Genomic DNA, 19,665 nt, shown 5'->3' with positions numbered 1-19,665 from the left:
TGGGTCTGTTCAGAGTGCGGAGCTGAACATCTGCGTGACGTAAACGCAGCAAGAAACATTCTTGCGGTCGGGCATGACCGTCTAGCTGTAGGAATCCCCGTCCTTTAGGGCGGGGAGGATGTCAAATAGCCTCCAGAGCCTCTGACAGTTTGTGCACACCAACGACGGTTAAACCTTCGATGGGTTTTCTGGGTTTGTTAGCCGCAGGCACTATGGCTCTTCTGAATCCGTGCTTGGCCGCTTCTATCAATCTTTCCTGACCATTGGCGACAGGTCGTATTTCACCAGCAAGACCGACTTCTCCAAAGGCAAAAAGGTCCTGGGGCAAGGCGCTGTCCCGAAGGCTTGAAACAATCGCCAGAAGGCTTGCCAGGTCAGCACTGGTTTCCGTGACTTTCACTCCGCCTACGACATTGAGAAAGACATCCTGATCGCTGGTGAAAATACCGCCATGTCGAGTGAGAATTGCGAGCAGCATAGCCAGTCTGTTCTGATCGAGACCCACTGTTACACGTCGTGGGTTTCCTAACTGAGAGTCCACAACCAGAGCCTGGATTTCGACCAGCAGGGGTCGTGTGCCCTCCCAAAGAACGCTGATGATACTGCCTGAAGTGGGCTCAGGTGTTCGTGACAGGAAAATAGCCGAAGGATTTTTGACTTCTTTCATCCCTCTTTCGGTCATGGCAAAAATGCCCAGTTCATTGACCTGACCAAATCGATTTTTGGTTGCTCGCATCACTCTGAAACGGGAATCATCGGTATTCCCCAGCATGATCTGGGTATCGATAATATGGGATAGAGTCATGGGGCCTGCCAGAGAGTTATCTTTGGTTACATGGCCTACCAGCAATAAGACAGTGCCTGTCTGTTTGGCAAAGCGAGTGAGAAAGGCAGCGGATTCCTTAACCTGGGCAACCCCTCCGGGAGCAGCATCAACCCCATTCATATACATGACCTGAATGGAATCAATGACGATAATCCCCGGCTTTTCCTGTTCAGCTAACGCGATAATATTCTCAGCTGACGTTTCGGCCAGCATTTTCAGGCGATCAGTTGGCAAATCAAGTCGTTTGGCCCGGGCTGCAATCTGCTGAAGCGATTCCTCACCCGAGACATAGAGGGCATTCATACTTTGGGCTACATGGCACAGAACCTGAAGCAGAATGGTGCTTTTGCCGGCGCCGGGGTGGCCTCCAATCAGAACCGCGCTGCCTTTGACAAAACCTCCGCCCAGAACTCGATCGAACTCTGACGTGCCACTGCTGAATCTTGGAGCCTCTGCAACATCGACTTCACTCAGGGTCTGAAGGCCACTGAGAGTGCCTGCAAAGCCAGATTTATTGGTAGCACCGATAGAGGGAGAAGCTGCTGGACCCAGATTGACCTCTTTGAAGGTATTCCAGGCTTTACAGTCAGGGCATTGTCCCTGCCATTTGGCGGACTCGCTGCCACACTCTGTGCAGACATAGACTTTTCTGGATTTTGCTTTGGCCATTAGAACGTTTCAGATAAAACCCTATGGTAGCCTGTAGGCGAGTGAGCTCCAAATGTTCTGCTGCATCGAATGCAGAGAAAGACTTTGGTAACTTGAATAAAGATAAAGAAAACACCGCTGCAATGGATAAACAGTGAGTCGAATAAACGGTTTTGTTGTTTAGGGTGTTTAAGAGTCAGGTCAAAGTATTTTTCTGTGAAAACGGCATAAGCCATGATCGCGATGAAATCGATCGTAAAAAGGGACAAAATCATTAGGGGATGTTCACAATTAGATCCATCTCTATGATCGTGTAATATGTGGCATTTTTCTTATGCCACGTATACAGCTCCAAGATCATCAATGGGAACGCATCAAAAACTTGCTTCCAGGTAAAAATTCAGACTGTGGTGTGACAGCCAAATGCAACAGAACCTTTCTTGAGGCTGTGTTATGGATCACCCGTACAGGAGCCCCTTGGCGAGACCTGCCGCAAAAGTTCGGTAAATGGCATAGTGTTTATGTTCGCTATGATCGCTGGTGCCAAAAAGGTATCTGGGTTGATGTCTTTGAAGAGCTATCCAAAGACAGAGACTTCGAGTACATCATGATTGATGGCAGTATTGCTCGAGTACACCAGCATGGGGCTCCAAAAAAACAACTCAGGATGAAGAGGCCGTCGGTAAATCCAGAGGCGGTTTAACCACAAAAATTCATGCTGCTGCTGTTGATGCTTTGGGCAACCCTATTCGTTTTATCCTGACAGCAGGTCAGGCCTCCGAGTTTGGGCAGGCTTTTGCCTTGATAGAAGGTTTTTCTGCAGATTACATTCTTGCAGATAAAGGTTATGACTCTAATGTTTTCATCACTGAGATTGAAAGAACAGGAGCAAGACCAGTGATTCCACCACGTCGGAGCAGGATTATTCAACGAGAGTATGACAAGGAGCTTTATAAAGAGCGGAATCTTGTAGAGCGACTATTTCAAAAACTAACCAGATTACCACTGTGCCTCAGCTATCTTAAGGAGTCTTTCTGGCATAGGGCACGTTCGTGCTGCCATATAACCCAAGCGGGATAGCATGGCTTTCATATCATAACGTCGATTAAACCGGTAGCAGAACTCTGCAAGGTATCGTGGCAGGTGCTTCGGATTGATGCTGTGGTAGCTACCCTTGAGCGAATTCTTAGCGTTACCAATCATCGTATTAACCCAGGTAAACAGCTCGTTGGTGACCGATTCGTGGCCGCCACCTGTCACGATAGCTGTGTGCTGATGCCCCGCATCTGCAATGCCTTTGAAGGCACCCAGACCATCACTGACGACACAGCAAGGGCTACCAGAGAGGTGTTTTTGTGCCCACAGCTCCAGCTCTTTCTTACGAAAGCTGGTGACCATACTGAGTCGCATGTACTGTGGGTGCCCGTCATCGTTTGTCTGTACTGCTGCCACAAAGGGATGCTTGTTTTCTGAGCCTCGACCGCGCTTGTCACCATGCTTTTCACCTCCCCAATAGGCATCATCGATTTGTACATCGCCTGTGAGTGGATGGCTGTCGTCACGTTCTTTCATCACTTGCATGAGCTTATGTTTCAAGCGCCACGAAGCGTTGTAAGAAATGCCGAGCTGGCGTGACAATTCCAAGGCAGAGATTCCATTTTTGGTCTGTGTCATGAGAAATATGGCCAGAAACCAGGTTCTGAAAGGCAGCTTGGTCGATTCCATGATGGTGCCAGTGGTCAGAGAAGTCTGGTGATGACAGTGATTGCACTGGTACAGTTCACGAGTCTTGAGAACACAATGTTCTTTTGACTTACACATTGGACACTCAAACCCGGTAGGCCAGCGCCACTGAAAGAACTGATCCCGACATTTGGCAGCCAGTATGATATGGCTTACTTAATTGTGAACAGTCCCTAAGGAGAGTTAAACCAGTAAGTAGAATTTTCCAGGGTTATCGACGTTTCTTTATCTTTAATTTGGTGGTTTCAGATCTAAATGCCTGAAGTAAAAGCCGAGAGGTTGTCTCGATAATTACCGGTTAGTGAAAATGTTATCTGTTTTGTTGTTTGCTGATTAGGTCATTGGTTCGATTTTATAATGTGTTCGGATTAACTAATGCTGAACGTCATGATTGGTAGGGTGTGTAGAATAAATTGAAAGGTTTTTTGATTTTTTCAAAATTGACGCAGGTCAACACTCTGTTTTTCGTTCATTGCAATGTTTAACAAATATTGTCATTTTTCGCTCCGTTGTAAATATGGGTAGTTGATCATTTTGATTCAGCAGTGGTTTGTTTCATTTCATTCTTATACGCTACCCATCAGCCAAATTAATACTATCAATCAGTCAGTTATGTAATTACCCCTATTGGGTTGAATGTTTATTGTTGAATACATCCTTGTCCAGGGTAATAGACGAACCAGAAACTTGTTAATTCACAGGTTTTTATTTTTTGCCTGTTGGTTAAAGTCTGCCCCCTCATTACTGACTGCAGTAAAGCTTTCTATCTGGAGAGAATATGAGTTCAAAGGATCAGAAAAACGGTCTTTATCAGAAGTGGAAGAATATTCCTCTCTGGAAGAAGATCATGACAGGCATGGTACTGGGTCTGGCCACCGGTTTCACCATGGGCCCTGACGCAGTTATGTTCAAGCCTCTGGGTGATCTGTTTCTCAATGCCATCAAGATGCTTATCGTGCCGCTGGTCTTCTGCTCGCTGGTGAGTGGTGTGACCTCAATGAACGACTCCAGTAAAATGGGACGTGTTGCACTGAAGAGTATTGCCTTGTACCTGACTACCGGTGCAGTTGCGATCACTATTGGTTTGTTGATTGGTAACTTCTTTGCTCCAGGCGAAGGCATGAATCTATTGGCACCTGTAGCCAATGAAGTCAAAGATTCTCCTTCAATGATTGATACCCTGGTAGCGACGATTCCTGCCAACCCAATCATGTCCATGGCCAAGGGTGAAATCCTTCAGATTATCGTATTTGCTCTGTTTGTGGGTATTGCCATCAGCACTCTGGGCAAAAAAGCTGAGCCTATGAAGAAGCTGATTGAGTCTGGCGCTGAAATCATGTATCAGCTGACCGGAATCGTGATGAGCTTTGCGCCAATCGGTATCTTTGGCTTGATGGCTGCTGTAGCGGGCCAGAACGGTTTTGATGTCTTGCTGCCTCTGGCCAAGGTTATCGGCTCTGTTTACTTTGGTTGTGCTTTCCTGGTCTACGGTCTTTACAGCATCTTCCTGAAAGCCAATGGCCTGAGCCCTCGCAAGTTTATGAAAGCGACCATGAACGTACAGACCGTTGCTTTCAGTACTTCAAGCAGCTCGGGTACCCTGCCTGTCAGCCTGCAGACCGGTGAGAAAAAGCTGGGCCTGTCCAAGAGCATCTGCAGCTTTGTAATGCCTCTGGGTGCCACTGTAAACATGAATGGTACTGCCCTGTATCAGGGTGTCTGTGCGCTGTTTATTGCTCAGGCATACGGTATTGACCTGTCCATGGCGGACTATGTCACCATCATCTTTACTTCCACACTCGCTGCTGTGGGTACAGCAGGTGTTCCAGGTGCTGGTTTGATCATGCTGAGTCTGGTTCTGACCAGTGTTGGCCTGCCGATTGAAGGTGTTGCACTGATCGCAGCTATCGACCGTATTCTGGATATGGCCCGTACCTGGGTGAATGTTCAGGGTGACGTTATGGTTTCCACAGTGATTGCCAAAACTGAAGGTGAACTGGATAAAACCATCTTTGATGATGATAAAGCCGGTGAGAGCCTGAAACCGCAGGTAGCAACTGCCTGATTCGATTTACGACGTCGGGCTGCTGAGGCCTGGCGTCGTATAAGCATCCGGCTGTAGGTGGTGAATTCTCACATCCAGTTTTCCTTTCCCTGTCTTCATCAGCCAGTCGTTAATCAACGCTTCGACATCATCCAATTGATCGTCATCACCGGTAAAGTTACTGAATCGATATAAACCGTGGTTGGCATCAAACAGGTATAGAGTATCTCCCAGGATGGGATTCTCCTGAAGAGTCAGTGCAACCGCATGGCTGGCGCTGGCCATATAAAGTCGTTTATGTTGCCTGATTTCAGTCATCAGGGCTTTGACATCCAGCCGGCGTTTACCATTGGTGAGAACAATACTGGCTTGCGGGTCATGACTGGCTACTTTTGAACCATCGATGTTGATCAGGGTGGGGTTATTCTTGTCGCTGTAAGTATCCTGGTTTCTCTGGTAGTGACGTATTTTTCTCATATAGTCGCTGGTTTTTCTGTCTGCTTTCCAACGATCTCTATGGATCAGGTAATCCACTGGTTGATTGACTGGGTCGTTACAGAACAGACAGAAATCAATGGCAAAACCTGCACAGCAACCGTGGTCGATTTCAGAAGCACCGAAATCTTTACCCTGACTGAATGGTGCTAGATTCCCTACATAATGTGTGAATCTTTCTTCTGAAGGTAAATCTCCAGTTTGCAGAGGCTTTTTAGCCAGCGTCTCGTTGACAGTTTTAGCGACCTGTTCCGGAGCGTGTTTTAATACCGAGGCTTTAAACTGACGACCTTCTTCAGCCATCGCTAAAAAGTCCTGATCTGTGATAGTTCCCTGAGTAAATCCCTTGAGAAGAATCAGTCCTGAGTTCTCTGCATCTGACTTGGCCAGAGATTTTAAATCATCCGGTGACAAGCTTTTGAACAAAGGCTCATAATCTGCTTTGGTCAACATGAAAGACAACCATTTGCTGCTCTTCTTGCCTATTTGCAGCAGGTGCTGATCATCCAGCCCCAGGGTTTGGGGGAGTTGTACATTTTCTTTCAGCAGGTTGACAAGCTCGGGCTGTGTTGTAGCAATAGTTACCCATTCGGCAGGTTGTAATTGCGTTCTGAGAGTTCTGCACTGTCTGCTTCGCAATAGGAGCTTACAACTGTCTGCAGAGCGAGAGGCCATTTTAACGATATCCGGATTGGTCAGACTGGTGGGATCCTGAAGGTAAGCTGCAGGGTCTGTCAGCATTTTCTGGGCAATCAAATAATGCCATTTGGCCCAGTGCAGTCGGGTGGCATCGTCAATGAGAAAAGGCTTACCTGTTTTCATGACTTCCAGACAAAGTTCAGTATGGGGATCGATCAGCTTGATCAGTTTTTGCTGACCTAATGAGCGGCGAATGTCTTCCATACCCTGGTCTGGATCTTCCAGTATTTTTCGAGCAATTGCTTCATACTTGATGGCGCCCGATAGCAACTTGTCATATTGGCTTTTCGCGATACTGGCGGGTTGGTTGGTGAGTACCAAAAGTGTTCTGAAGCCCAGTGAGCGTTCTTCTGCTTTTTGTCGCTTTTCGAGAGGCGTTAAAAACAGCCTCAGACTTTCCTCACTGCAATCTTCCATTTCATCCAGTAGTCCCTTGGGGGAACCCTGGCCCGTTTCTACCATGTCTTTTAAAGCCTGAAACAACTCCTCTTCTTGTTGGATCAGTTTTAGCAAGGGGGTGTCTGCAACTCTCTGTTCCAACTCGGTAGTTAATTCCTGAGTTATGTCTCTGTTTGCCAGCAGGTTATGTAACTCCATAAACGAAAGTCGTCGTTTTATTTCCGGGTGAGGACTGTTTTTAATCAACTTGAGTCGCGTTGGGAGAGGAAGGATGTAGTTTTCTTGTGGTCGGGAGGCTTGAAGGGACTCCAGTATTTCCAGTGATACAGCCAGGGATTTACTGGCTACTTTTTTCAGTGCTTCTTCATCACTGCATTGCGTCCAGAAATCAAGAGCTGCCGGCTCAGACCGGGCTATCAGTTTGGTGACCATGTATTTCGAGCGGGTGAGCACTTCTGTATGAAGAAGGCCATCATTTTTGATTGCCGGATAATGCATGGCCAACACATCTGCCAGTCTGGGCATTAGTTTCAGTTTTTGCTTTTTCACCGCCAGGACTGCTTCGACAGTATTTGTCTGGCAATAATGAGCATCATGTTCCATAACCTTCAGATAGATCCGTCCTTTCAGGGTGACAGGGTCACTGGCAGGCCAGGGGAAGTCGTCGGAAACCAGTCTTTTTCTTCCCGGCTCACTGGTAGCCAGTTGTTCCAGTGTCAGTTGCCACTCTTCGAGCTCTCTGGGGGAGAGTGGGTCATTGGCACAGACTGCTTGCCATTCGTCCATGAGCGATAGATCTGCAGGTTCCTGATGGGCGTGCAGCCAGGCTCTGGCTGGAAGAGGGAGCTTTGGATCCTGGTGCAGGGCTGCCGCAATGGCTGGATCTTTTTCAGCCAGCCTGAGCTGGGCTTTCAAATTAAGTCTTCGCCATTGTTTTTCTGGAATGACTCCTGCGTGTGCTCGGCCAATTTCAACAATGGCATCATCAGGATGTTCACCAAAACTTTCTGCCATACACTGAGCGACCGTTGGACCACGATGTTGAGCCAGAAATACCTTGTCATTAATACTCAGGGTTTCTTTTGGGAATGCGGAATTCTGATAGATCTCCAGCAGCTGACTGTCTGAATAAGCGCAGCCTAATAAAGTACCCAGGGCTTCTGTTTTTCTGGGGCCTCGCACAGCCTGCTGAGCTCTGAAGAGAATCAGTTCTTCCAGTTGTTTGGCTGGACTCGTGCTGACCAGTTTAGGAATGCTGGGGTGTCGGTTATCGACATAGGTATTACCGTATAAGTGATGTCGATGTTTTCGGAACCAGTGAGTCAGGTTCAATCGCTCCTGCAGTGACTGCTGCATGTCCTCTGGAGGATGAGGTGCAGGCATCTGGTCCAGTACTTCTAGCACCATTCCCTGAAATTGTTCGTAGGCAGAAGCATTAACGGAAACCGGCAGTACTATCCAGGGCTGACAGATCAATTGACCAAAGTCCATGGAGAAACAGGCACTGGCTAGAAAAGACGGTTTATGCATCAGTATGGTTTTGATCTGCTTACTGTCTTCTTGAGTCAGGTTCGGGTTTGGCTTGGAGAAGGTTTCAAAGATCCCGAACTGGGCTTCTTGTGAAAGCTTGTCCCAGTGCAGGCTGATAAAGTGAATCAGCCTGGAAGAGAGCGGAACAGTAGCTTGTTTTTTTACTGCATCTTCAAGCAGTTCAACCAGGTGGAGGGAAAGAACCGGATTTGAAGTTTTGTTTGAAAGCTCAATTTTATCTTCAATGCTGATTGACTGGGCGATCACTTTAAGCGTTCTGTAGCCACCGCTTTCTACTTTTCTGGGTAACTCCAGAACTTTGCATAATATGTCTGGATTGTCCTTTAAGTAGTTCTCTACCTGAGGCGCAAATGCGGTGGGAAACCGACAGGTCAAAGGCGGAGTGGCTGACAGTTGTCGGGCAATCAGTTCGTGAAATATGGGAGGGTTCCCTGCAAAGAGCTGTTGCCATTTTTCAGTGTTAAGTCGAATGGCATTCTCTGCGATGAATCTGGGCCAGAACTCGAGCAGATCAGGGTGAGAAAGTGCGTTTTCAAAGAGCGCAGGGGTAATGTCCAGAGCGGCCTGTGGATAATGTTTGATGAACTCCAGGATAATATGCTCTTCCTGGGTAAAGTCAGACAGCAGCAGAGTATCCCGTCCAGTTTTACTGAACAGGGGAGAGTTAAAAATCATTAAACCGCCCTGACGAGGCAGATATTGTTGGCGGGCCACCTCAATATACTGTTCTTCCTTTTCCGGGCTGAGTTGAATCAGAAGAATAAGCTGGTGTGCAAAGGCTGATTTGCATTTGCCAATCACTTCCGGGTACTTCAGATAGAGGCTCAGACCCAGCATATCCGGGTCATTTTGTGGGAGGCGGGTGGTAATGTCGGCACTCTGTTCCTGGGCAACAGAAAGCATCATTCGATAGAGAGGGGCTTTTTGCTTGTTCTGTCGTTCAGAAGCTCGTTGCAGGTGGTCATCTAAAGTGAGTTTCATCTCCGTCAGCTCTCTGGCCACGGTGTCCGGGCATTTAGCTAGCTGAGATCTGAGTTCATAATCCCGCAGTTCCAGAAACTTGTTCCCAAGGTGGGTATCCTGACGGATCTTCGTCAGCAGGTTCGCAAGATCGTTGGGTTTTGCAGTTTGTAACCATCCATCCATTTCACGCAGTGATTGAGCATCCTCGCCATAGTAATTCCAGATGTCCTTGACTGCATGATTGTCAGCCCCGGTAGCAGGAGGGGGGGTCCATTCGTCAGGTTGCGGAGTTGATAAATCTGAACTGTCTTCGTCGGAAGACGTTTCGAGAGGAGAGTTGTATGCCGTGGTCGTATAGCTTACAAACTCGCCAAAATCTTCATCGGGCTGGCTGGATGGAGGTGGAGGAGACTCTGGAGGTGTTTTGACGGGTTTATGGGTTTGACCCAGGGCTTCAGTTATAAGATCTTTACTGAACACATCAAAGCTATTCTGTGTGGTCTGATAGACATCATCCAGGTCGCCCTGACTTGAGCATTGATGGCTAAACTCTTCAAACCATTCCAGAAGCGCAGCTTTATAGAATCCGACCAACAGACTAAGGTCCGTTGTGTCCATCAAACTACAGAATCTTGAGAAGCCTTCATGCATTTCTCTTTTCAGATGATCTTGCAGATCTTTCTCTGGTTTTTTTGCCTGGACGGAGGCTTGCAGCGCTTTATTCAGTTGCTCTCTGGTTCTGATAATCTGACAGGCGGGGGATTTCAGGAACTCTGTGACCTGATCAGTCAGTACTGAGAAATCAAGTTCACCCATTAATTCAGCTTCAAGCGTGGAAGCTGAACGGTCACTCAGGTTCAAATGTTGGTTCACAGTGTGGGCTGATTGAACCAGGGAGCCAAGAAGATTTCTGAGTCGAACAGGGTCTTGATTGGTCACAACCCAGTCTTTATAGCCGGCTACGACCTCCACCAGTTCCTGTTGATCATTGAGTCCAACCTTGGTGCCAGGTGCGAATTTTTTATTATGCAGAGTCAGGTCTCGAACCTGTTCATAGGGCCCCGGAATCATCTTTTACTTCCCTGTTTTAGTCTCTCTATATGAAGAATCTAGCAATAGAGTTGGGGGGAAATAAGCGTCAGAAACAGGACTTTACGGCGAGATAACCCAGAACAGAGAAAGGAAGTGACAATAAGGGGTCAGAAGGAGAGAGCTTTGGGCTCTCTCCGGCAAGGATCAGATGTTCTTATGAGGACCAAACACCTCGTAGTGAATGTTCTCTGATGGAACACCCCAACCCTGGAGCGTTTCATTGACCATGGACATGTAGCCCAGAGGGCCACAGAAATAGTAGTGGGCACCTGGGATCTCGATTTGTTCACGAATCAGGCCCAGATCTGTGCGACCAGCATGGTCATAATTCTGGTCGCTTTCTGCAGGCTCGTCGTAGAAAACAACTTTTTCTACATTGTCATGCTTTTCTGCCAGAGCATTTACATGATCTGAAAACGCATGAGTACTGCCATTCAAGGCACTGTGAACAAAGCGGATAGGCTCTGATGTGTTCAATGCTGTCAGGGTGTTCAGCATGCTGAGTAAGGGTGTTACACCGACACCACCACTGAGCAGAACTACCGGGCTTTCATTGTTGGTATCCAGGAAGAAGTCGCCCGCTGGAGGGCTCAGTTCTACCACATCACCTACCTGAACATCGTCGTGCAGATAGTTGGAAATCAGACCCTGAGTGTCACCAGCGCCTTCACGTTTGACTGAAATTCTATAGCTTTTGCCATTGGCTGCATCAGACAGGCTGTACTGGCGGATGCAGCGATTCTCACTGTGCTCAGGAGTGAGGTAAATACCGATGTATTGTCCGGGTTTAAAGTCAGCAATGGGCTCTCCATTGACTGGCTCAAAATAGAAGGACGTGATCAGGTCGCTCTCTTTTACTTTACGAGCCACTCTGAATTCACGGGTACCACGCCAGCCACCCTTATGGCTTTCACTTTCTTTATAGATGCCTTCTTCTACTTCGATAAAGATGTTGGCCAGAAACTGATAAGCCTCTCCCCAGGCTTCCAGGATGTCGTCGGTTGCCGCATCCCCCAAAATGTGAGCTACTGCTGCCAGCAGATTTTCACCTACGATGGGGTAGTGCTCAGGTTTTATATTGAAGCTGGCGTGTTTGTGGGCAATACGCTGAACGGTTTCGCTCAGGGCTCCCAGGTTATCAATGTGGGCAGCATAGCCGTATACAGCGGCTGCCAGAGCCGCCTGTTGACGCCCCGTCTTCTGATTGGTGGTATTAAAAATATTCAGCAGCTCAGGATGGTTGCTGAACATACGCTGGTAGAAGTAACGAGTGATAGCCTCGCCGTGTTCAGCCAGAACCGGTGCGGTGGCTTTGACGATGCTTATTGTCTTTTCACTCAGGCTCATGAGGGGATGACTCCAAATGGTTTTTTATAAAAGATGTATTTGTAATGCATCTTAGTTAGGTGCATCCTATATGCATCTTTAAAATAAGTCTATAGCCTGCTCGCATGAAATTAACGAAGCACACCGATTACGCACTGAGGATACTGATCTATTCAGCTCTTCAGCCACAGGATCGCCTGATCTCTATTCAGGAGGTCACCGACGTGTATGAGCTCTCTCGGAATCACGTCATGAAAATTGTCCAGCGCTTGGGGCAGGAAGGCTATCTGTCGACGGTTCGAGGTAAAGGCGGTGGTTTCAGAATGGGTCGTTCTGCAGAAAACATCAATCTTGGTGTTGCGGTGAGAATGATGGAGTCCACCATTGTTCTGGTGGATTGTGATGAGCCGGTGTGTCGTATATCAACGAGCTGTCGTCTAAAAGGAGTGCTGGCAGATGCCATGTCTGCCTTTATGGCAGTGCTTGATAGTTACACTCTCGCTGATCTGATCAAAAACCGGAATGAATTGTCAGGGCTGTTGGCTGTGGGTTGAGTCTTATAGCGGCTTCCTGGCAACCAGCCTGACCTGATCATGCTCCCCGTGCTCCCAGATGGGATAATAGGGGGCAGCACCAGAATCGATCCTTTCTATAATAAATCCCTCTTTTTCAAACAGCCCGGCCAGTTGTTCCGGGTTGAAAAAGTTCATGAAGGCGGGGACATGAGCCCTGTGCAGTTCAATCAGGTATTGGGTGTTTGGGTCAGAAAATCTCGCTGCCGATTTTTCGAACCAGTCCAGAGGATGCTGCAACGCCATCAGACGATCCGGTGACGTCTCTCTTTGTTTTATTTTTAAATCTTTAAATCCCAAAGCCTGGTAAGGAGCAAAATCCTCACAAAGAGCAGTCACTGCTACTTTGCCATTGGGGACCAGAGCCTGATGTAAGGATCTTACTGACTGGGTTAGTTCGTCATGGTCAAGAAAGTGAAGTACTTCAGAGCAAAGAATGCCAGAGAGACTTTGTTCAGCAAAAGGGAAGGGGGCTGGTAGCTTTAATTGCATGAAGCTCAGGCGTTCCTGTTGAGCGAAGGACTTTCTGATCTTTTCCAGCGAATCTTCATGCACTTCAGTGGCGATAACATTGGCTCCGGATTCAATCCCCTTGATAGCGTTAAGGCAGTTACCACAACCAATATCCAGTAATGGATGGACACCATTCCAGCATTGAATCCAGTCATTAATCAGTGGATTAACAGATCCAAATGTAAATCCTGATGCATGTTCTGTGGGAGCAAAATCCGGGACTGGGTTCGACATGATTTATTCTTTGACCGCAATGAGGCGAACCTGATCGTGGTCACCATGTTCCCAAAGAGGGTAATAGGGAACGGGACCTGTTTCTGCCAGTACTATTGAAAAGCCCTGGATTCTGAAGGCCTCAGCCAGTTGGCCGGGATGGAAAAAATTAAAATAGTTTTTAGGGTATATATGCTGGTGAGCCTGAATCAGCTCCCAGGCAAAGTGATCGTCTGGCTTTAGTCGGCAAGCCTGTTCCAGCAAGTCCATAGGGTCATGATAAGCCCTCATGAGTTGGGGGCAGGCCTCTCGCTGGGTGCGTCTGATTTGCTTGAGCCCGACTGGGCTGAGCATGGCAATGTCTTCGCTGGCACAGGTGAGGACGACTTTTCCACCGACTTTGAGTACTCGATGAAACTCAAGAATCGAAGCAAGAATTTCATCATGATCCAGAAAGTGGAAGACTTCTGAGCAGAGCAGGCCCGAAATACTGTCATTGTCACAAGGGATCTGGCCGGGAAGCTCAAGATAGGCAAAATGCAGGTTTTTTTTGATCCGAGTGTTTTTTTTGCAGTTGCTGAAGAGAGGTTCTATCCAATTCGGTAGCGGTGACTGTTGCTCCGACTTGAACCGCTTTCAAGGTGTTTATGCAATTGCCACAACCAATGTCCAGCAGGGGGTTCGTACCATCCCAGCAACGGATCCATTCATCAATAAGAGGGTTGCAGGCATGAAAAGCAAAACCTGCCGTGTGCTGCAAAGGTTCGAATAGCCGTTCTGATGGTGTCATGACATTTGTATTCAGTCGCTGAGCAATGCCATGGAGTATAGATCTCCTATTGTGATCTGCTGTCGTGAAAACGAGAGAGAAAAGAGGCTGTTGAATATCAATAATATCAACAGCCTGGCTCTTTACCCGTTCATCAATGTCAGTAGTTGTGAAACAGGGTGAGGAATTTCAGTCTTGCCAAGACGCTTAACCTGGCTTCGGCAGGAGTAGCCAGTAGCAACCAGTTGTCCCTGATTTTCCGGATTCTCGACAACAGGCTTCCAGCTCATGTCGTACAGTTTTCGGGACGTTTTCTGGTTACGAGATTCATGTCCGTAGATGCCAGCCATACCGCAGCAGCCGGTGGGCTGGTAAGTCAGTTTAATGCCACAGGCGGAGAACAGTTTTTGCCACTGTGCGGGTGCAGCAGGGGCGTTGGTGGTCTCTGTGCAGTGGCCCAACAGCTTGAATTCCCCGCTGAGGTTTAACTGAAGTTCACCGATGGCATCTGCCTGGCTGGCAAACCATTCCGAGAGTAAGTGCACCTCAGGTGCGTCTTCTCCCATGATCTCTTTGTACTCGTCCCGATAAGTCAGGGTAATCGCTGCATCAATGCCAACAAGGGCTACGCCTCTGTCTGCCAGCTTTTTGAGTTCGTGAGCATTGGTTTTCGCGACTTTCTCAAAGCGTCCAAGAAAACCATAGACGTGCAGTACTTTTCCATTGGGTTTATAAGGCGCAACCAGAGGGCGATACCCGAGCCTGACCAGCAGCACAACCAGGTCGGTCAGTACAGGAGTTTCGAAAAAGCTGGTGAATGCATCCTGGACAATGACCACGGTGCGAGCCAGCTCTTTTTTTGTCATGGATGCCAGCAGACTGTCTGAAGCCACTGAAGCACCAGAACGACAGCTGTCTTCCAGTGGAGATGAGCTGGTGATGGCTGGAAGATCCTGAAGTCCAGATGTTTTGGCTGCAATCTTGTTCATCAAACCCGAATTAGCCACCAGGTTGTAGACAGATTTGGCTTTGGACAGACTGGGCAGAACGGGTTCAAGCATGGCGGCCGCATGATGTTTGGCGGGGCGGAGATAGCGAGTGTGATAAAGCTCAAAATACCGGGACCTCAAATCAGGAACATTCACCTGAATCGGACATTGGCCAGCACAGGATTTACAGCTCATACAGCTGTCCAGAGCTTCATAGACTTCATGACTGAAGTCTTCTTTACCACGCAGTTTGTCCAGGGTATTGTGAGTCTTACCCATGGCGTTGTAAAAAAGCCCTGACTGGCGTGCCTTGCCCATCTCCTTTGAAACATTGCTGCCTGCGGCACTCTGCAATCTCAACCACTCACGAACCAGGCCTGAGCGCCCTTTGGGTGACTGGGTTCTATCCAGAGTGGCCTTCCAGGTTGGGCACATGGCACTGTTGGGACTGTAATTGAAGCATGCTCCGTTGCCATTGCAGTACATGCCACTGGTAAAGGCGTCGAATGCCTTTCTTTCAATGGTTCTATCCAGTTGACCACGGGTTTGAACACCGTCAATTTTCAGCAGGGTTTCGGATGCCTGAGTGGATGGCGTTGCTATCTTGCCAGGGTTAAGCTGGTTATGGGGATCGAAAGCGCTCTTGATGTTCTGCAGTACGGGATAAAGATCCTGGAAAAAGTCGGGAGCGTATTCAGAGCGAACGCCTTTGCCATGCTCTCCCCAAAGAACTCCGCCATGCTCTTTTGCCAACGCTGACACTTCATCACTGATGGTTCTGACCAGAACTTCCTGCTGGACATCTTTCATATCAATGGCCGGCCGTACGTGGAGAACACCAGCATCGACATGGCCAAACATGCCATAAGACAGTTCATGACTGTCCAGCAGTTCTCTGAAACGGGCAATAAATGAAGCCAGGTTTTCAGGCGGCACGGCTACGTCTTCAACAAAAGGTATAGGACGAGCGTCGCCTTCCATGTTGCCCAACAGACCTACTGATTGCTTACGCATATTCCAGATCTTTTTAACGTTGGGGGTTCCGAGCACAACACTGTGACCTACCCGCTGGATTTCGGAAGGCTTTTCCAGCTCCGCTTTTAAACGTTCGATACCCTCCTGAATTTCAGCTTCAGAGTGGCCGGTGTATTCAACAAAATTAATACCATCGATCAGATGAATGTCGTCTGGGAAATACGCTTTGACGCTTTCCCAGACACTGTCTGCTTTGGCGAGAGACAGAACTTTGGAGTCAATGGTTTCGACAGAGCTGGGAGTGGCTTTCATAAGAGACTGGGCGTCCCGCAATGATTCTTGAAAGCTTGAGTAGAACACCAGAATCAGTGCAGAAGTCTCAGGAATAGGCAGAAGGTTGACCTTAATTTCACTGACCATGGCCAGAGTACCTTCGGAACCACAGAGAATGGCATTGAGGTCAAATTTGCCAATGTCTTCACCATGAACGGGGTCTTTTCTGCGAATGTTGGCGAGGTCGTAGCCGGTCAGATTACGATTGAGCTTTGGAAAGACTGCTTCCACTCGATCTTTATTTTTGTCGTAGGCTTCAATCACCGTTTTATGAATCTGCCCGACACGATCTTCACGCTGGCAGATTTCATCAAGGTCCTGTTCTTCCAGAGGTGATGAATTCCATACCGTTCCATCAGCGAATACCGAAGTCAGTTCAAGGACATGATGGCGGGTTTTGCCATACACGACAGATCCCTGGCCGCTGGCATCGGTGTTAACCATTCCGCCTACGGTTGCCCGGTTGCTGGTGGATAATTCCGGCGCGAAGAACAGTCCATGCTTTGCCGCCAGTTCATTCAGGTAATCCTTGACGGTACCACTTTGAACCTTTGCCCAGCGCTCTTCAGGGTTAATTTCCAGCACCTGATTCATATGGCGACTGGTGTCTACCATAAATCCTGAAGTCAGTGACTGGCCGTTAGTACCGGTCCCGCCTCCTCTTGGGGAGAGCACGATGGCCTGGAAAGAAGGTTCATGGGCCAGTGAAAGAATCTTGCTCAGATCTTCAGTGCCTTTGGGGTACAAAACACCTTCCGGATAAATCTGGTAGATCGAGTTGTCAGTGGCCAGCACAGTCCGCTCTGCATAACCCAGCTCTATATCTCCCTGGAATCCGGAGCTGGCCAACCGATCTGCAAAGTTTTGATACAGAGTCCCTTTTGCGCTATTGGCATGGGCGGCCTGTTGGTCCAGTTTACTGATCACTGTCCTTCTCCCGGGCTTTACTGTTTTATAGTCTTGAGTGCGAAGCGAAAGCGACGTTTCTCGGACTGCGTATTGTACGTAATGAAAGGTCTGGAGTCAGCGGGGATTTTCGCCCTTTGAGTCCGAAAAATTCATAAAGCCGTTTTGATCAGGGAGAAGCTCGACACTTTATGAGATTTTCGGGCTTGGTCGAAATAAAAGTATGGCCAGTTTTGATAACTATACTTTCAATCCTTTCGCTGGCTAACAGGTGTAACATGGCCTTTTTTTTTCGAGTATTGATGATCTTTCTGCTGCCCGGTCTGGCAATGGCAGAGAGTTTACCGGAGACCCCGGATCTGGAAGAAATGACGGAACTGGCCAACACCCTTCATCTGGAACAATTTCAAATTCAAGCATTGATGGTCAGCCTTTCAAGACGTTCTCTTTTTGTCGACCAGATTCTGGTAAGTGGGGGATGGCTCCGGTGAATAACCAGAGTGGATTCTGGTTATCCGGAGAGGTTGAGAAATCGGTTCATGTTGCTGATTGTCCGTCTGATAATCCTGTTCAGGCTATCGATCAATTTAAAGGCAGGGTTAATAAAAAGACTAAAAAAGATCAGTATGGAGGTCACTGGGTTAGCCTTCCTGGACAATTGTGTTATCAGGGCATCAAGGATGGGGAGTCTTTTCTGTTATGTCATCAGTCAGAGCTGAAGCATGGAGAAGAGAGTGAAGACAGCATATTTTGTACAGGAGCCTCAATCCTATTGACGTTCTTCACTGTCCAGGCCTGTTGCATGTTTAGCTGTGGCTGTTGTTGTGGCGCCTATTGGGTCAATCAGTGTTAACAGTCTGACTTTCATAGAGCCTGAAGCATGGCCGATATAAGTCATTGTCTATAGTTACACCTTCAAAATTGCCGCTACAGCCATTCTGGCAGGCGGCGTGGCATATTGAGTTGTAGGCTGTGTAATGAATAAATATAAACTGCTCGCAGGAGTGCTTCTGACCATGTTGATGACGACCCAGTCGCTGGCGGAAGTCATCGCCATGGATAAAACCCCTCATCCCGGACACTATCTGAAATCGCTTTTGGCTCAGTACCCTTATCCGGAAGATATTCTGATTATTCTGGATCTGGATGATACCTCTATCACTAGCCCCAGAGGGCAGTTGCTGGGGCGGTCGGATATGTTCTATCACTTGTTGGAAAAAGAACAGAAAGCTCATCCGGAAAAGACGAAGGAAGCGTTGGCTGAGTCTATTGATCCATTGTTGGTGGAAGTCTATAAACGGGTGGCTGTGGTTCCTACTGATGAAGTGCTACCGGGCGTTCTGGATGACCTTAGAGAACGGGGCATCAAGGTTATTGGTATGACAGCCAGAGGCCGGAAAATTGCCAATGTTACTCAGCAACAGTTGGAGAGAGCAGGTATTCACTTCACTGATACGGGACCTGACAAGGTTTTCAAGCTCTCAGGTGACAGAAGCATCAAACTGGTTCATGGCGTGGTTATGGTGAGTCATGGCAACAAAAAAGGTGAAACCCTGGTTGAGCTGTTGAAACAGGGAGCCTTTAAAAAGCCAGAGCAGGTGGTGATGATTGATGATCGGCAAAGTCATCTGGATGATATGGCTCAGGCTATAAACGATTACAGCGCAAAGATACGTTTCAATCCGGTTCTCTGTACCTATCTGGAAACTCAGCCAGAGTTTGACAAGTTTGCTTCAGAAGATGAATTGCTTGAGTTTCTGCATGACTGGAGGCAAGATCCTGAGGTAAACAAAACCATCAAAGAAGACCCTTATACCCAGAAAGTCATTAATCAGTGTGGCAATGTGTTTGGCCGCAACAAGCGTTTTTGTGAAGCTTTGGGTGGCATGCTTCAGGCACCGTAGATTTCTGAATCAGACTCCTGAATTGTTTCCATTGTATTAGAGATAAGGTAAGGGCTGGTACAATGGTGCCTGACAGTTCTTACCCTTTCTGGACGACAGTTTGAAAATCCTCAGAACCACTCAACACCCTGATATTCAAAACCGTGAAGGTTCCATTCTGCACCGGGTTGCAGCCCGGGCTATTGTTCTGGACGGTGAAAATATTCTGTTGATGTTCACTGAACGTTATCATGACTACAGCTTACCCGGCGGTGGTGTGGATGACGGAGAAGACCTTCACGAAGGGGTGATTCGGGAGCTGGAAGAAGAAACGGGAGCAAAGAATGTTCGGGGTATCAGGGAATTGGGTATCTATGAAGAGTTCCGTCCCTGGTACAAAGCTGAACACGACATTCTTCATATGAAGTCTTATTGCTATTTCTGCACTATTGATCCCGAGTTGGGGGAGCCCCGCCATGAGGACTATGAAGTGGCCAATGGGATGAAGGCCCTCTGGATCAACATTCATCAAGCCATTGCCCACAATCGGGAAGTGATAGCCAACAGCCCGAAGAAAGGGCTGTCGATTGAGCGGGAAACCTGGATGTATAGGAATTTCAAAGCACAGGTAGAACACCTTTCGTCGTATAGTTTTGCCGGATTTTCCTGAGAAGCAGTCAGGCTGTTTTCCCTGATTCTAAAAAACATCAGTTTTACAGGTAATGC

18 protein-coding genes and 1 pseudogene are annotated in these 19,665 nt (G+C 47.9%); 10 read left to right on the top strand and 9 right to left on the bottom strand.

The genetic code is table 11. The features are described from left to right. Positions 1 to 108 (top strand): zinc ribbon domain-containing protein (locus ACR2PX_RS13225; RefSeq protein ID WP_433997355.1); only part of this gene is annotated, 108 nt, incomplete at its 5' end. A 13-nt stretch (positions 109 to 121) separates the two neighbouring features. On the opposite strand, the gene radA is transcribed toward ACR2PX_RS13225, so the two are convergent. Then, positions 122 to 1,495: a DNA repair protein RadA gene (radA, locus tag ACR2PX_RS13220; protein WP_433999824.1), complete on the bottom strand. Its 1,374-nt coding sequence runs from the start codon at positions 1,493 to 1,495 to the stop codon at positions 122 to 124. A gap of 313 nt (positions 1,496 to 1,808) precedes the next feature. Between radA and ACR2PX_RS13215 the strand changes: the two genes are divergently transcribed. Continuing rightward, a complete protein-coding gene (locus ACR2PX_RS13215; protein WP_433999823.1) occupies positions 1,809 to 2,177 on the top strand; it encodes an IS5 family transposase in 369 nt (122 codons plus the stop codon). A gap of 32 nt (positions 2,178 to 2,209) precedes the next feature. Next, the gene (locus tag ACR2PX_RS13210; protein WP_433999822.1) at positions 2,210 to 2,554 is read left to right on the top strand and encodes a transposase; all 345 of its coding nucleotides are present in this window, start codon (positions 2,210 to 2,212) and stop codon (positions 2,552 to 2,554) included. On the opposite strand, the gene ACR2PX_RS13205 is transcribed toward ACR2PX_RS13210, so the two are convergent. Beyond that, complete coding sequence (locus ACR2PX_RS13205) at positions 2,474 to 3,364, bottom strand: IS1595 family transposase (RefSeq protein WP_433999825.1); 891 nt, start codon at positions 3,362 to 3,364, stop codon at positions 2,474 to 2,476. The genes ACR2PX_RS13210 and ACR2PX_RS13205 overlap by 81 nt on opposite strands. 631 nt (positions 3,365 to 3,995) lie before the next feature. On the opposite strand from ACR2PX_RS13205, the gene ACR2PX_RS13200 reads away from it, so the two are divergent. Next, positions 3,996 to 5,282 carry a dicarboxylate/amino acid:cation symporter gene (locus ACR2PX_RS13200; protein ID WP_433999821.1) on the top strand — a complete coding sequence of 429 codons (1,287 nt, stop codon included), beginning with the start codon at positions 3,996 to 3,998 and terminating at the stop codon, positions 5,280 to 5,282. Positions 5,283 to 5,288: 6 nt separating this feature from the next. On the opposite strand, the gene ACR2PX_RS13195 is transcribed toward ACR2PX_RS13200, so the two are convergent. Next, positions 5,289 to 10,439 (bottom strand): hypothetical protein, encoded by a 5,151-nt coding sequence (locus ACR2PX_RS13195; RefSeq protein ID WP_433999820.1) that lies wholly within the window; start codon positions 10,437 to 10,439, stop codon positions 5,289 to 5,291. Positions 10,440 to 10,604: 165 nt separating this feature from the next. After that, positions 10,605 to 11,807, bottom strand: a complete 1,203-nt coding sequence (gene hmpA, locus ACR2PX_RS13190; protein ID WP_433999819.1) for an NO-inducible flavohemoprotein — start codon at positions 11,805 to 11,807, stop codon at positions 10,605 to 10,607. A 104-nt stretch (positions 11,808 to 11,911) separates the two neighbouring features. Between hmpA and ACR2PX_RS13185 the strand changes: the two genes are divergently transcribed. Next, entirely contained in the window at positions 11,912 to 12,340 is a 429-nt protein-coding gene (locus ACR2PX_RS13185) for an Rrf2 family transcriptional regulator (RefSeq protein WP_433999818.1), read from the top strand. A 3-nt stretch (positions 12,341 to 12,343) separates the two neighbouring features. On the opposite strand, the gene ACR2PX_RS13180 is transcribed toward ACR2PX_RS13185, so the two are convergent. Beyond that, entirely contained in the window at positions 12,344 to 13,105 is a 762-nt protein-coding gene (locus ACR2PX_RS13180; protein WP_433999817.1) for a class I SAM-dependent methyltransferase, read from the bottom strand. A 3-nt stretch (positions 13,106 to 13,108) separates the two neighbouring features. Then, positions 13,109 to 13,354, bottom strand: coding sequence for a hypothetical protein (locus tag ACR2PX_RS13175; protein ID WP_433999816.1), 246 nt, complete (start codon positions 13,352 to 13,354; stop codon positions 13,109 to 13,111). Positions 13,355 to 13,360: 6 nt separating this feature from the next. Here ACR2PX_RS13175 and ACR2PX_RS13170 point away from each other — a divergent pair, with 6 nt between their 5' ends. After that, a complete protein-coding gene (locus ACR2PX_RS13170; protein ID WP_433999815.1) occupies positions 13,361 to 13,555 on the top strand; it encodes a hypothetical protein in 195 nt (64 codons plus the stop codon). Here the strand turns inward: ACR2PX_RS13170 and ACR2PX_RS13165 are convergent. The 3 genes and pseudogenes from ACR2PX_RS13165 to ydiJ form a co-directional block, all read right to left on the bottom strand. Continuing rightward, positions 13,523 to 13,594 (bottom strand): annotated as a pseudogene (locus ACR2PX_RS13165) (hypothetical protein); the annotation flags it as partial. The gene ACR2PX_RS13170 and the pseudogene ACR2PX_RS13165 overlap by 33 nt on opposite strands. 13 nt (positions 13,595 to 13,607) lie before the next feature. Then, on the bottom strand, positions 13,608 to 13,874 hold the full coding sequence (locus tag ACR2PX_RS13160) for a methyltransferase domain-containing protein (protein ID WP_433999814.1): 267 nt from the start codon (positions 13,872 to 13,874) through the stop codon (positions 13,608 to 13,610). 122 nt (positions 13,875 to 13,996) lie between these two features. Beyond that, the gene (gene ydiJ / locus ACR2PX_RS13155) at positions 13,997 to 17,077 is read right to left on the bottom strand and encodes a D-2-hydroxyglutarate dehydrogenase YdiJ (protein WP_433999813.1); all 3,081 of its coding nucleotides are present in this window, start codon (positions 17,075 to 17,077) and stop codon (positions 13,997 to 13,999) included. A 257-nt stretch (positions 17,078 to 17,334) separates the two neighbouring features. Between ydiJ and ACR2PX_RS13150 the strand changes: the two genes are divergently transcribed. The 4 genes from ACR2PX_RS13150 (at position 17,335) to ACR2PX_RS13135 (ending at position 19,609) form a co-directional block, all read left to right on the top strand. Then, positions 17,335 to 17,547 (top strand): hypothetical protein, encoded by a 213-nt coding sequence (locus ACR2PX_RS13150; RefSeq protein WP_433999812.1) that lies wholly within the window; start codon positions 17,335 to 17,337, stop codon positions 17,545 to 17,547. Beyond that, complete coding sequence (locus tag ACR2PX_RS13145; RefSeq protein WP_433999811.1) at positions 17,535 to 17,909, top strand: hypothetical protein; 375 nt, start codon at positions 17,535 to 17,537, stop codon at positions 17,907 to 17,909. The genes ACR2PX_RS13150 and ACR2PX_RS13145 overlap by 13 nt, the downstream gene beginning before the upstream one ends. A 124-nt stretch (positions 17,910 to 18,033) precedes the next feature. Beyond that, positions 18,034 to 18,960 carry a DUF2608 domain-containing protein gene (locus ACR2PX_RS13140; protein ID WP_433999810.1) on the top strand — a complete coding sequence of 309 codons (927 nt, stop codon included), beginning with the start codon at positions 18,034 to 18,036 and terminating at the stop codon, positions 18,958 to 18,960. Between the two features lie 100 nt (positions 18,961 to 19,060). After that, complete coding sequence (locus tag ACR2PX_RS13135) at positions 19,061 to 19,609, top strand: NUDIX hydrolase (protein WP_433999809.1); 549 nt, start codon at positions 19,061 to 19,063, stop codon at positions 19,607 to 19,609. Positions 19,610 to 19,665 lie beyond the last annotated feature (56 nt).

This window comes from Endozoicomonas sp., from assembly GCF_051008435.1.
Classification (GTDB): Bacteria; Pseudomonadota; Gammaproteobacteria; order Pseudomonadales; family Endozoicomonadaceae; genus Endozoicomonas_A.
The sequence above is the reverse complement of the archived record's forward strand: the minus strand, read 5'-3'. Positions and strand labels throughout refer to the sequence as shown.